The sequence below is a fragment of the Actinoplanes sp. NPDC049802 genome (assembly GCF_040656595.1).
GTDB lineage: Bacteria > Actinomycetota > Actinomycetes > Mycobacteriales > Micromonosporaceae > Actinoplanes.
In genome coordinates, this window is record NZ_JBFAMR010000065.1 from 20507 (window position 1) to 33985 (window position 13479).

Genomic DNA, 13479 nt, shown 5'->3' on the forward strand with positions numbered 1-13479 from the left:
CGGTACGTCCTGGACAGTGATTTTTCGACGACAACAGCCGCTGAGAAGACGGAACAGCCTTGGCTTCAGGGGGAGATCCTCGTAGCGAGGGCCCAACACTCTCCGGGGCGGCTCCCATGCCAAGGCCGGCGGGCGCTGCTCGCCGCCGCGAGACCCTCAAGCGAAGATCCATTCATCGTGCTATTCAGAGAGAGTGGACGAGAAGCGCCGGCTTCGTCCGGTCCTTGTGAACCGCTACGAGAAGGTGACCGATCAACTTCTGACCGAAGTGGCCGCCGAGCACGGAGATCGCCTGCTCACCAAGGTTCGGGTTGCCGATGTGATGAACGTAGATTCCTTGACGGGGGTCGCGAAACACTACGGGCTTTCAGCCCACTACGACTTCGTCATGATCCAGGCCGAGACGTCCATGCCCAAGTTCGCTGTCGAACTCGACGGCGCTCAGCACTGGACCGACCCCGCAACTCGGCGACGCGATCAGCTCAAAGATCAACTCAGTGAATGGGCTGAGCTGCCGCTGTTGCGTATCACCAGCGACTTCACGCAACAGCGAGGCCGTTGGTCGGTGCTCACCTACGTGGTCGACGCCTTCTACCTCTCGGAGGGTTTTCTTGCCGCGCAAGAGGCAGGAACGGTTCCGTGGGACGAACCCTTCGATGCGGCCTCGTTCCTGCGCCGCGGTGACGATGGTCGCCTCGGGTTCAACACTCTCGACCACGAACCGCGTCTCCAACTCCTTCGTATGTACGAGGCGGGCAAAATTCCGTTCTTCGCCCCCGACGAGTGGCACACGACGGCTGTCGAATCGCGGGGCGTGCAGACGCATGCCTGGATGGCGGTGGACTCAAGCCGCTACCTGGTGTCTCGTGTTCGCGTTCGCGACTTCCTCTTCCAAGGCATGTCGCCTAGCGAACTGTCCAGCCAGCTGGCGGTCGCCGAGTTCGCCGACCTTGCACGTCGATGGTTAACCGGCGAACCCGTGGCATGCGATCAGCGTCGGCTGGCGCGTTACATGGCGGAGGTGCAAGAGGCCATCGACGCTGGCGGGTTTCGGGGCTCAGGCACCGGAGGCGCGATGAGGGCCAGCGGTCCTCTTCCCAGCACGATCAACGTCCGGATGAGCCACCTGCGGCACCCGCCCAGTCCCAGCCAAGAACCTCTTTGAGGAGTGACGTTGACCGACGCAGAGCCGGAGACCCGCATCAAACGGCTTCAACGAGAAGTACACGCCGCCACGACCGGCCGCTGGGACCTCCCTTTCGTGGGGAGGGAACAGTCCAAGGAAACGTGGCACTGGTTCGGCAACGGACCTAACGGTGTCATCGCTGGACTTTGCGACTTGCTCGACCGGCACGTCGCGCGGGGACGAGGCCGGTTTTGGCCTGCAGCAGTCGGATGCGTTCCGTGGTTCAACCACGAAGGCATCGCCGAGCGGCTCGCATCAATGCCGACCTGCATCGTGATCAACAAGCCACAGAACCGGACATCCTCGGCCGTCCATCACCTCTACAAACACGGAAGCCCTGTCCACTCGGAGTGGCTCACCGACATCCGCGACCTTGCCCCGGCACAATCCGGAGGCGCGCCACGGATCGTTCAGCCGGGCGATCGGTCAGGTAGCGCGTTAGGCCCGGTAAGGGTGTACGGCTACCGCCAGGATGGGAGAAAGCCACTACTCCACACCAAGATGCTGGTTCTCGGTGGCACCTACGAAGATGACGAATACTTTTCAGGCATCCGCTTCTTGCCGGACCTAGTCTGGCTCGGCAGCGCCAACTGGACCGCCGAAGCCGACACGCAGCACGTGGAGGCCGCCGTTGCCGTCGCCGACCCCTCATTCGTCAAAGCGGCGACCCAACACCTAATGACCATCATCATCGGCAGCGAGCCGCTTAGCTCGTACTCCGCCACGCCCTCTCCCAACTTGCTGCCGAGCCGACTGGACATGGCTGCTTTCGCCGCTACTACGCAGCCGAGTTCCTCCCCTTGGACGATGGCGACACGGCCTAGAGAATGAGAACTGCCCGGAGGCCGGTGGAGATCGAGTGTGCGAGGTGCTGACGCCCATCGGAGTGAACATCGATCTTCTCCGAGAGGAGTTCCTGTACGCGCCTGCATGAGCCTGGCAAGGTTGACACCCGATTCCGTGTCGGGTTTCAAGCACATCTGCTGATGAGCGTTGATCCGATTGTTGTGAGGGAGCTGGTGGTGGACCCTAGTCGGCGGTGTTGTCACTGGGACGGCTTGATCTATCCCGACGGTCGCCGAGTCTGCGAGCGTCACGCCACGCTGGCCGAGCGAAGGCTCGTAGATGATCTCGACGTGGCGGCCAGGCCGATTCTCGGTCGCCAGGATTGGCCATACGGTCCCAACCTTGAGGTCGCTACGAGGCAGCGGCTCGTTCAGTGGGCAGAAAAGTACGGTCTCCAGTTGGCGAATACCTCTTGCAAGGATCTCCATTGGCTGCGAGTAGGGCGTTGTGCCGTCCAGCGTTGCGTACTCACCAGCGGATGGTTGAAGGAGCATGTCACCCGCTGGAACCACGCGGGAAGGTCGGCGCTCGTTCTTGCGCAGCCTTACAGGTTGAGCGCCGAGGACGAATTCGAGATCGATATGCTGAGCGTCGACCGTAACTTGACGGCCTTCACCGGAGGTGAGGGCTGGTATGGCCACGGCACGATCGAGGTAACAGTCTGGAGCCGGACGGCGCTGGCCATCGTGTGAGAGTCGATCCCGTGGCCGAACCGACGATGGGCTCGGCTTGTTCGCGGTGAGCGGTTCGAGTGATTCAGATCGGACGGGCCGGTCAACGCTCAATGAACACGACCGTAACCGCGCGCCACGCATAGCGTGGTAAACCTCGTGACGGTGCCAGGGCAGCCGACCCTCCGCAGCGGTGTCACTATGCCGCGTCAGCCGGGCCCAGTTCAGACGTGATCGTTTGGGTGAGGCCGGACCATACTTTCCACGCGTCAACTGTTCATGCGTCCACTGTCCACGCGTTAACTCGCCAGGAGCGACCGGCAACGGGGCACCGGGATGGGGCAGAATCCTCGCCACGGTACCAGGGGAGGGCGAAGATGGGTTCGAGTACGCACTTCGATTGGCAGATCGGCGATGACGTGGTCATTGCGTGGCGTGACGGCGGTACGGTCCGATTCACGGATCTGATGGCTGAGGCGCTTCCGGTCATCCGCGGGATTCTGATTGCCGCGGCTCGCCGTGGGGAGACCATCACCTACGGCGAGCTGGCTATGGCCATCGATCGCCGCTATCACAACCTTCAGTTCGGCGACCCGCTCGACATCCTCAGCCTGGACTGCGAACAGTCCGGAGAGCCGTCGCTCGCCCCGCTCGTGGTGAACAAGAAGACCGGTGCTCCCGGGGACTCATTCGTCGGAGACCCCGTGTCGGGTCAGCAGGAATGCTTCGCCTACTGGGCGGCCCAGTAGTAGGGAAGTCCGGGCAGGGCCGATCATGATCCGATCGGTTGCCTGCCCGATTCCGTCATGCGTTGCGTTGATCACGCCAGGCGAGGAATTCGCGGAGTTCGGTGAGGTCGGGGGTGGGGCCGCCGGTGTGGATGGTGAAGAGGCGGGCGCCGAGTTCGTACATCTTGTCGCGGTCCTCGGTGTTGCCCATCACGAAGATCTCGATCTCGGACGGGTCGCGGCCGATGTCGGCGCAGTGCTGTCCGAGGATGCCGAGTTTGCGTTCGAGGGTTTCCGGGTCGGAGAAGCTGTGCCAGATGTTCGCGTGCTTGGCCGTCAGGCGCAGGGTCTTCTTCTCGCCGCCGCCGCCGATCAGCACCGGGATATCGCGGGTCGGCTTGGGGTTGAGTTTCTCCCAGCGGGATTCGATGCGGGGGAGCGCGGTCGCGAGGTCGTCGAGGCGGCCGCCGGCGGTGCCGAACTCGTAGCCGTACTCGGTGTAGTCGCGCTCGAACCAGCCCGAGCCGATGCCGAGGATCAGGCGGCCTTCGGAGATGTGGTCGACGGTGCGGGCCATGTCGGCGAGCAGGTCGGGGTTGCGGTAGCTGTTGCAGGCCACCAGCGCGCCGATCTCCACCCGGGAGGTGGACTCGGCCCAGGCGGCCAGCATGGTCCAGCACTCGAAGTGCAGGCCGTCCGGCTCACCGCTCAGCGGATAGAAGTGATCCCAGTTTGTTCTGCTACCACATCCAGTCACACGACAGCCCTCGATGCTCGAGGGCTTGTCGATAGATTAGCCGGAGATGGGCTGAGGCGGCAGGCGATCAGTGTGTCCAACCGGACGGTCCGAGGCCGATCTCGTGCCGAGAGTCTGCTTGCTGGCCCCGCGCCGATATGGCGCGGAGCCTGCAGTTCGAGCGTTAGAACTATTCCTCTCCGTCGAGGTCGGCTTCCTCGTCGGCTGTTTGTGCGGTGCGGCGGTACTGGGGATGGTCATTATCCATTTGGATTGCCGCGTGTAGGGCGACGGGGTAGCGGGCGCGATCGGACCAGGAGATGGTTTGGTGGCAGAGCTGGGCTGTGGCGAACGCGAGCGCTTCGTGGGAGACCCGGTCGTTGAGGGCAATGGGGAGGATTTCGGTGGCGGTCATCGAGTACCACGGCTCGGGGATTTCGCTTTTCCGGCGTTCTTCCTTGTTCTCCGAGTTGACGGAGTGTTTCGCGTCCCATCGGGTGTACTTCGAGCCGAGCCGGCCGGAGTTGCCGCCGTCGTAGTTGCGGGGAACGTTGCAAAGCAGCCATACGGGGGTGCCGAAGTCCGTCTCGATCTCGTACAGCGCCTTGGTCGTCTCGCCTTCTTTCTCCTCCTCTCGGCTGCTGAGCACGTGGGTGTAGCCAATCGGCGGAGGCACCCGGTTGTCGGCGATGTTGACACGGATGACCGCGTCGGGCCGTTCGTCGGCGGGAAGGGTGTAGCCGGGCAGCCAGTATTTGCTCTTGCGGGTGTCGGGGTGCAGTCCCTGCTTGCTGTTCTGAAGACCGTCCCAGATGCGCCGCGCGCTGTCTTCGTCGACGGTGACGACGTAGGGGCGGCCGTCGAGTTCTTCAACGAGGTCTTCCAGCGCCCGTTCGATGATCGCCCCGATGTCGTCCCACCGTTGGCGGTGGGACTTCTTGCCGCCGGTCTCGCTCGGGTAGTTCGTGGCGTGGAATTCGTTCTGGGCGCAGCGGTAGGGCTGCCAACGAGCAGCGGTCGAACTCCAGCCGCGCAGTTGCCACACATCGCCTGCGACGGTCGGTGGGACCAGTGCGGTTGCGGTCACGACGGCCTTGGGGGCGCCCTTCTCGCGTTTGCGGTTGTTTTGCTGGCGGATATGGAATCCGACGTGGGCGATGCGGTCGGCCCCGTACGCGGCGTGCCGGGTTTCGGGACGCAGGGCGTTAGCGATGCGGTCGTCGATAATGCCGAGGGACCGGTACAGGTCGAGCAGCGCCATCTCACTCGGGTGGTCGGGCGTTTTCGGCGCGATGATGCCCTTGGCGTTCTTGCCGAGCAGATACTGGCTGGGGATGTCCCGGCCAGCCAAGATCATCTTGGTTTGCGGCTTGGCATCCAACTCCTCCAACTCGGCCGGTTTGAGGCCGGGGGCATCCTCGGCAGTAGGAACGTGGGTTTCGCACCACGTGCCGACCAGCACGCTGCCGCTGGAGTCGAGAGCCGCCTCGGCCGGCTTCAGCGCCTTGGTTCTGCCGTGCGGGCTGCCGTGGGCGAGGAAATCGTCCATGAGATGGAAGACCGCGGTGACCGTTCCGCCGTAGAGGTCGATCTCCTGGCCGTCGCGTGGGTCCAAGCCCTCGGTTGCCAGGCCGTAGGTTTTGGCGAGGGTCGCGATCATACGCAGGCGGGTCTCATCGCGGTACCAGAGACAGACCAGGCGTAGTTTGGTGAAGCCAGCTGCCTTCACCGCGGCGGCGATGGAGGCGGGGTCGGGGAATGCGCTGCCTTTTCCGCGTAGCCGCACATCGGCGCCGGCCTCGCGCGCTGCCTTGCGCCGATCCACCTCCGCCTTGGACACCTTCTCCGCATCGGTGGGGCGGTGCGGCAGGGTGAGGGTGGTGGCGCGGGCGACGATCGGTTGGGCTAAGTCGCCGAGCCGGTCCACGATGTGTTTGTTGAGCACGCGCAGGTGGTGCATGCCGGTGCCGACCCCGATGGGGAACTGCCGGTTCTTCGCCAGGACCGGCCAGATCTGGCCCGGGTGTTCACGGGGGAACGTCAGCTTTGCTTTGCCGTCCGGGCCGGCCGCGGCGATGGCTTGGGCGCGCATCCGCTGTTCGGCCTGCGAGCGGGTCGCGATGGCTTGCAGGATCGAGTAGTCCATGTCGAGGCGCCCGAGTGCTTCGAGCGCGTATCGGCTGATCGTGCGGGCTCCGCCGCCGCCGTGTAAGCCCACCTCGAGGATCGGCCGGTTCTCTCCTGGCTGGACCGCCAGGACTGTCCTGCTGAAGATCAGTGAGTCCGAGATCCGGGTTACCCGGGAGGTCACCATGAGCACCGGGTTGGCGACGTTCGGCACCGTTTCGAGGCTCAGTGCGGTACGTGACAACGCGTACCGGCCGCCCTGGTCGCTCTCCCACGGCTTGTCGAGAACGACCAGGCCGCCGGTGACGTCTGGGCGCAACGTGACGCTGAGCCCGTCGCGGATTGCCCATGGGCCGGCCAGCTTCTGCGCCAGCCCCCAAGTGACGGTACGGTACACCCAGTTCGGGGCGACCGGCTGAACACCGGTCTGCGGCTGGATGTGCTGGGCCAGGTACTCCTTCTTCTGCGGAGTGTCGGCGATGCTCTGCGCGACCTCCGGGGGCCGCCGCAGGTCGATCTCGTGGATCGCCACACCGTGGGCAAGGCCGTGGGTGAGGGTGAACACCCGGCACAGCAGCTTGTCGTCGATCGGCTCCCGCGACGCGAGGAACGGCTGGAAACCGCCGGGCTCGAAGTAGACGTACCCGCCGCTGAGCACGCTGAGCACGGTGGTGGCGATCGAGTACGGCGCCTGCGCTGATTCGTTGCCGTACCGGTCTTTGCAGGCGCGTTCGAAGTTCTCCCATAGGGAGCGGGTCTCGGGGCTCAGATACCGCAGATATACGGCGTCGTCGCCGACCAGGTCAGGGGTGCACCGGTACGCGAGCGTGTCGAGATAGCGACCAGGGGCACGGCGTTGTGGGGTCACTCGTCCTCTTCTCCGGGAGCGGGCATCAAGGGGTACTCGTTCGGGTCGATTCCGGCGTACGACAGGAACGCGTTGAGCGCTTCGCCATACAGGGCGTTCATCTGCGCCCGCACCTCGGGCGGCCATTTGGCGTGGATGCGGCGCAGGATCGTGTCGAGATCAGCGCTCCAGGTGTCTTCATGGAACGCGTAGTCGACCATGTGCAGGACGGCTTCGGTGCCGCCGCGTCGGGCCCGGCCGGCGAGCTGGATCAGGTCGACGATCATGCCCGCGACGACTTCCTCCTGCAGCGACTTCTGCATGGAGGTGAACTGGTTGGCTGAGCGCAGCAGCAGCCGCAGCCGTTCCCACGCGGCGTCGCGGGCACCCTCAAGCGCGGCTATCGGGTCGCTGCTTCCACCTGCGGGCAGGGCCCGCATGCCGGCGGCGTTGATGCTGGCGTACATTTCCGACGGCTCGTTGAGCAGCGCCAGGGGCCGTACGCATAGGTAGACCGAGCGCACCGCGGAGCGGATGCCCTTGACGATGTTGAGCCCGCGTGCGATCAGCGACAGCGGCACGACCAGGATGTTGCCCCGGTCCGGGAACGTCTCGAACTCCTCACCGGTCAGCCGCACCGCACGGTCCTCGCGGGGCAGGTCCGGGTTGAGACTGTGCCGGTCCTCGGCGCGCACGGCCACACACAGCCCGGACCGGTAAGACCCGGACTGGGAGATGCCGCGGGCCAGCCAGGCGCACTGCTCGTAGGAGTTCGCCACGACCAGCACATGGGCACGGTCAGGGTCGTTGGCGGCCGCCTTCTCCAACTCGCTACGGATGTAGCGGTCGTAGAGCTGATCGCCGAGTTCGATCAGGGCATCGCGTTTGCGGCTAGGGTGCAGACCGGACACCTTGATCGCTTCGCCGAAAAGCGGGTGGCCTTTGCCGTACTCGACGCGGCGTTTGCGGGCGCGGATGGAACGTGCTTGCGCGTCGGTCATCCACCAACGCACTGGTGCGTGTACGTGCTCGCGGACCGCCTGCGGGAAGAACGCGGTTGCGGATAGTCCCATGACGGGCCGCTGCGTGCCGGCCAGGCTCAGCGAAACGATCCCGCCGAGCTCGGCGGTGAACAGGTGCGGGTCACCGCCGATGGTTTGCGCGACCAGTTCAGCGCTGCGTTCCCGGTCGTCGAGGCCAGTGACCCGGTAGCCGGTCAGAGAACGGCCGAGCATGCCGATCGGCATCACGGCGGTGATCGCCGAGTTCTGCAACTGTTCGACGATTTTCTGGGCGGACCGCAACCCGGACGACCGGTAATGCTGGGCGGTCTTGCGGACCTCGGCCAGAGCCTCGTCGAGTTCGATCATCACCGCGCGGGTCGCCAGCAGGTTGATGATCTGCGCGCGGCGGTGCCCGTCGGTGATCGAACCTTCCAGCAGCTCGTGCAGTTCGATCTTGACAGCGTCGAGCAAGGTCTCGCCGCGCGGCCCGACCAGCGCGCTCAGCCCGCGCTGGACATCGGCCCAGACCGGATCGAGCGGGTCGCTTGCCCGTCCATGCCGGTCTTCTTGCTGGTAGCGCTCGGGCATCAGCGCGTTGATCCGTTCGATGACCTCGCCGGGGATACCGGCCTCGCCGAGTTCGAGGTCCGGCCACAGCAGTGTGGCGAGCGTCCGGTCGCGGCCGCGGGCCATGTGCCAGCGACTGCTGGTCTGGTCTGGGATCCGTTCTGCGGCGCGTTTGTCTTCGACAGCGGTCAGGGTCAGCGCGTTGCGGCAGATGCTGAGCAGCAGAAACTCGGCCATGAGCCGAACGTGGCTGACCGAGGGCAGCAGCTCGTTCTCATCGTGGATGGGCAGGCGTTTGGCGTCGGTGTCCATTGCCTGCGGGGCGGACGTCCAGTGGCGACGTGAGTGCAGTTTCACGTCGCTGGCGCAGCGTTCGATGGCCCGGGACTGGAACTGGTCGACCTCGTCGATGAGCACAGCATCGCAGGTGCGCAGCGCGAACTCGGCGGCCGTCAACGTGTACACCGGCCGGCCGTCGAGGTTGACGCCGATGCGCAGGGAGCCCTGCAGGAACAGGAAGTGGTTCATGACGACTACGTTGGCGTCGCACGCCTGGTAGACCGGGGTGAACTTGCTGCAGGTCGGGATCCACGGGCAGGCCGACATCCCGACACCCTGCCGGCCCAGCGACAGGCATGGCTCGCGACCAGGCGGATAGTCACCGGTGGCCTCGGTGAATTCCCGCTGCGCGCAGCCGTAGGCGAGCGGGTCGATGTCACGTTCTCCGCGCAGCCCCCAGTCACCGGGCGAGCCGGGGTCCTCGTCGATCAGCGAAGCGTGCTTGACGGCCCGCTCGTGCATCCCGCTGGTGGACATCAGGTGCGCGCAACTCGGCGTGTGCTCCAGTGCGCGCGTTGTCTGCAGGTGGGCCAGGTCGCCGCGGATGTTCCATGTCATGGCCAGGCAGGATTTGATGTCGGGCTGCACGATGGCCAGACGCCGGTTGTTCAAAGCGAACCAGCTGGCCATGACCCGGACCAGGACGCTCTTGCCGGTGCCGGTCGGTGCATGAAAGATTTCCAGCCCGCTGGCCGACATGGTCATGGCGTCGCGGGGTGAGACAGTGTCGGTGGTTTGCAAGACCTCGAACAGCCCGGACAGGGTGGTGTGCAGGAACCGCTTGTCGGTCGGGAACCGTTCGTCGATCTGCGCGGCCAGATCCAGTAGCTCGTGCGTGGGAATGCGCAGCTCGGGCTCGTACGCGACAGTCGACGCGTGCGGCAGCCGGTCGTGGTCGAACGCTTCCGTGAAGTGCGGATAGCGGGGAATGCGCACTCGGCCGTAGATCTGACCGCCGTCCTTGACGTAGATCGTCGGGGTCGTCCACGTTCCGGGGCCGGCGAAGTCCGGCGGTTTCGGGCGGGCGCTGGGGCGCCGGAACCGGGCGGTCTGCCGGTCGGCGTACTCCAACAGGTTGCCTCCCACACGCGGGTACGCGGCGACGGCCTTCAACGGGTTCTCCCCCGCAAGCTCGAAAGCCGCCAGGGGCACGGGTTCGTCGACGCCTCCGGGATCCGGCGGTGTGAGGATGGTGCGGGCGGCGATGGAGAAGGCACGGTGCTCGGCCAGGTCGGCCGGGGCAACCGATCCAAGCAGCGCGATTCGCTGCTTTTCGGGGTGGGTGAGCCCGTTCCAGCGGTTCCACGCCGTGTATTTGCCAGACAGCAGGAACGCGGCGTCGGCGAACCCGGCGGCGTCACGGGCATCGCCCGCAATACGGCGGGGGAAGTAGTGGGCGGCCAGCGCCAGCGCGGCGTTGACGACGCTGGTCTGCACGGTGGGTTCGCTCATGCCCACTTCACCCCCGCCCTCGCGCAGACGAACTCGCCGAAGGCCGACGCGGTGATCGCCTTCATGCCGTAGCGGGCGCACACCTCGGACAGCAGCGGAATCTGCCCGGCCCGGTAGTCCGGGACTACCAGCCATTCGGCGCCGCCACGATCGCCCTCCTGCGCGTGGATGAGGCTGCCGAGCGTTGTCGCCGACGTGTAGTCCTTGACATCGACCTTGAAGGGCTTGTCGATCCCGGGAATCGTCACCCGCAAGTCGTAGGCGTCCAGCGATGGCCAGAGTTCCGCTGCCAGACCACGCTGATGCAACTGGTCGCGTAACGCCAGCTCGGGAATCCCCGGCACAGTGGTGTAACGCCACACGCCGCGGACCAGCGCCTTGTGCTTGTCCACCGGCATCGGCTCCGGGATCACGTCAAGGTCGGGGAACAGCACCGACTCACGGCCGACGGGCCGGTCCGGGCGTGACTCGGGAAGCAGCGCGGCGGCGGATCCGTCGGTGGTCGGCCGGAACAGGTACGAGGCCCCCATCTCGGCGTGCGGGGTGTGCCAGCATCGCGCCGAGCCGGTCAGCAGGCCAGCACTTTTACGCAGCACCAGCCGCATCGGCCAATAGCAAATCGGGCAGGCATACCACCAGCCTTGGTGTGTCGAGCCGTACGGGATCTCCTGGTAGAAGTCGGCCACGCTCGGCGGCAACCGCAGCTCCGCCAGCTCATCTGTGTGCCCAGCCGGAGTGCGGATCAGATCCTCGCGGCCGTTCTCGTAGATCGACTGGATGCCTTGCTTGCTCAGCGCCTGGTAGACCGTCTCCTGCTCGACCTCTTCACGGAATTCCCGTACGCCCGCGACGCCCGTGGCCCGGTGGAGCTTGTGCAAGGTGTGCAGCAGCATCCGCTGCTCGAAGTCCAGGTCGAACGCGTTCTCGGTGACCTGTCCGTCCCGATCGACGACAGCCAGTCCCTTGAGATCGACCGGCTCGACCCCCGCAGGCAGCAGCTGCGCGAGGTCACCCGAAAGTGCATCGCGGAACTGCCCGAACGGCAGCGGGCTGCCGGGCCCACGGGCGGCTAGAACGCTGCCGTGGCACTCCATCAATGTCTCCAGCCGCTGCTCGGGTTTCCGCCCGGGGCTGGTCAGCGCCTTCGCGGCATGCACTGCCGCCTTGGTCACGAGGTAGCGAGCGTGAAGATCGCTTAGTGTGCTGGTGTCGTCATCGACAGCATTCGTCACGAGGCCGGATGTTAGACCTACCCTCCGACAAAAAATCGGTCTCGAAGCGACGAGGGGTAGTGTCAGAAATCAGACGATCCCGTCGAGTCCATCGCAGTTGATCCGCGGGTACCGCCGACGATAAAGATCAGCAAACGCGGTGACATGTTGCCGGCCTAGGTCGGTCAGTCGCCAACGAAACTCTTCCACGTGCGTCCCACCAGCGGCCAACACCGCCACCGACTCGATTAAACCTCGACTCGGCGGCCCGCCGACCGCGTTGCGGTATCCGACGCCGAGGAAGAAAAGTGCCCGGCCCGCCAGCCGGTCCTCCGGCAATCCTTCGGGCTCGGCCGCCGCGACCCGGACGAGAACACCCCACAGCCATTCCGATAGAAGATGGGGCTCGTGATCAACTTGTGCGGGCTCATCCAGGCCGGCGCGGGCAGCGGCCCGGCCGCGCCGTGTGATCTCCACCAGCACCCGGACCACCTCGCCGGCGTCAGGGTGATCGATGATGTCCTCAGTTACAACCACTAAGCCTCGCCGAGCAAGGGCGTGCACTGTTCCGCCGACGCCCGGGTCATGAACTCCGCGGCGACGCAAGCGTTCCTGCAGGCGCGTGTATCCCGTGTGCGATGGTGCGCCCTTGAAAGCCAGCGGAAGCTGGCGCCACTCAGCAGCCTTCGGGACCGGCACCCGCTGGAGCCGACGCATCCACATCTCAGTGGCCGTCATCCGGTCGTCGCGCATGATCTCAGTCAGATACACCCGCTGACGTTCATTCAGCGATGCCCACGCCGTGATCGCCGCGCGAGACGGGCCTCCTCGATCCGGCGTCGCCACGATCGGAGCGGGCTCCTGCGGCCGGGTACGCATCCACGCGTCCAAGGCCATCCGCGTCGATGCCCCATAGATCTTCCCGAGCGCAATTACCAAACGGCCGGTCGTCTCTGGCTCGTCCCATCCCTGCCCGTGAAGAGGCTCGCCAGATTCCAGCGCAAACAGCGTCTCAGCCGAAACGCGGAGATCCCTCCCGATGGGAGTCGCAGCGATTAAGGTTGCCGCGTCTCCGAGCTTCAGTCCGACGGCGAACCGAAGGTCCGTCAACGTCTCACGACCCGGTTCGACGTCGATCAGCTCATCTGGGCGGCAGTTCACGGCCTTGGCTAGGCGTTCTACCTGTTTCGGAGTTACTGGATGTAGCCCTTCCTCGCAAAGGAAAACCTCCCGAGCGGACATCTCGGTCAGTGCGGCCACCTCGCGCCGCGAAAAGCCGCATATCGTCCTGCGGGCCGTAAGTGCGCCGGGGGTTAGGTTGCGGGCTGATGGAGAGAGCACGTCAGCGTTGACGGCGGTCATCGCCACCACGTCACTTCGAGATCAGAACTCACGCTGTCCGTAGCCATCGCACATGTCACCACCTGTGACGATATCCCGTGATCGGCCGGACGGTCGGAGACCCGCCCGGCCTCGCCGTCGGAGTAACAGCCACGAGTAATCGAACACATGTTTGATTCTTGCACGTTGACGTCTACAGAGTCGAGCCGCCTCAGCAAGTTCCCGGTGTGCTCTGATACGAGCCGGAGAACGGCCTGGTTCTCTAGTTAATCGGCGCCTTCGAAGACCGAATCACGTCAGACCCCGATCCTGGCGTCGTTATGGTTGAGCCGGCCTTGGGACGTGATCCACGCTGCGGCCGAGCAGCGCGAGACCACCCTCCTTGCCTGTGCCCCGAGGAATACCCGGTGGACCATGGGCGCGC

The 13479-nt window shown here is 65.3% G+C and carries 9 protein-coding genes; 4 read left to right on the forward strand and 5 right to left on the reverse strand.

The genetic code is table 11. The annotated features are described in order from the left end of the window. Nucleotides 1-193 precede the first annotated feature (193 nt). From AB0I88_RS32100 to AB0I88_RS32115, 4 genes are all read left to right on the forward strand, one after another. On the forward strand, nucleotides 194-1165 hold the full coding sequence (locus tag AB0I88_RS32100) for a DUF2726 domain-containing protein (protein WP_361033197.1): 972 nt from the start codon (nucleotides 194-196) through the stop codon (nucleotides 1163-1165). A 9-nt stretch (nucleotides 1166-1174) separates the two neighbouring features. Further along, complete coding sequence (locus tag AB0I88_RS32105) at nucleotides 1175-2017, forward strand: hypothetical protein (protein WP_361033200.1); 843 nt, start codon at nucleotides 1175-1177, stop codon at nucleotides 2015-2017. A 566-nt stretch (nucleotides 2018-2583) separates the two neighbouring features. Beyond that, nucleotides 2584-2724 carry a hypothetical protein gene (locus AB0I88_RS32110; protein WP_361033204.1) on the forward strand — a complete coding sequence of 47 codons (141 nt, stop codon included), beginning with the start codon at nucleotides 2584-2586 and terminating at the stop codon, nucleotides 2722-2724. 356 nt (nucleotides 2725-3080) lie between these two features. Beyond that, nucleotides 3081-3452, forward strand: coding sequence for a hypothetical protein (locus AB0I88_RS32115; protein ID WP_361033207.1), 372 nt, complete (start codon nucleotides 3081-3083; stop codon nucleotides 3450-3452). 55 nt (nucleotides 3453-3507) lie between these two features. Here AB0I88_RS32115 and AB0I88_RS32120 read toward each other — a convergent pair whose 3' ends face one another. The 5 genes from AB0I88_RS32120 to AB0I88_RS32140 all read right to left on the reverse strand — a co-directional run bounded on the left by AB0I88_RS32120 (nucleotide 3508) and on the right by AB0I88_RS32140 (nucleotide 13076). Then, complete coding sequence (locus AB0I88_RS32120) at nucleotides 3508-4188, reverse strand: LLM class F420-dependent oxidoreductase (protein ID WP_361033209.1); 681 nt, start codon at nucleotides 4186-4188, stop codon at nucleotides 3508-3510. Between the two features lie 169 nt (nucleotides 4189-4357). Further along, a complete protein-coding gene (locus AB0I88_RS32125) occupies nucleotides 4358-7162 on the reverse strand; it encodes an RNaseH domain-containing protein (protein WP_361033212.1) in 2805 nt (934 codons plus the stop codon). Next, on the reverse strand, nucleotides 7159-10503 hold the full coding sequence (locus tag AB0I88_RS32130; RefSeq protein WP_361033215.1) for a hypothetical protein: 3345 nt from the start codon (nucleotides 10501-10503) through the stop codon (nucleotides 7159-7161). The genes AB0I88_RS32125 and AB0I88_RS32130 overlap by 4 nt, the downstream gene beginning before the upstream one ends. Beyond that, entirely contained in the window at nucleotides 10500-11735 is a 1236-nt protein-coding gene (locus AB0I88_RS32135) for a hypothetical protein (RefSeq protein ID WP_361033218.1), read from the reverse strand. The genes AB0I88_RS32130 and AB0I88_RS32135 overlap by 4 nt, the downstream gene beginning before the upstream one ends. Nucleotides 11736-11804: 69 nt before the next feature. Next, nucleotides 11805-13076 (reverse strand): hypothetical protein, encoded by a 1272-nt coding sequence (locus tag AB0I88_RS32140; protein WP_361033221.1) that lies wholly within the window; start codon nucleotides 13074-13076, stop codon nucleotides 11805-11807. Nucleotides 13077-13479: the final 403 nt, after the last annotated feature.

Excerpts from the sequence above, each read along its gene's own strand:
- AB0I88_RS32130 (WP_361033215.1), bottom strand. The coding sequence starts at position 10,503 with ATGAGCGAACCCACCGTGCAGACCAGCGTCGTCAACGCCGCGCTGGCG.
- AB0I88_RS32140 (WP_361033221.1), bottom strand. The coding sequence starts at position 13,076 with ATGACCGCCGTCAACGCTGACGTGCTCTCTCCATCAGCCCGCAACCTA.
- AB0I88_RS32115 (WP_361033207.1), top strand. The coding sequence starts at position 3,081 with ATGGGTTCGAGTACGCACTTCGATTGGCAGATCGGCGATGACGTGGTC.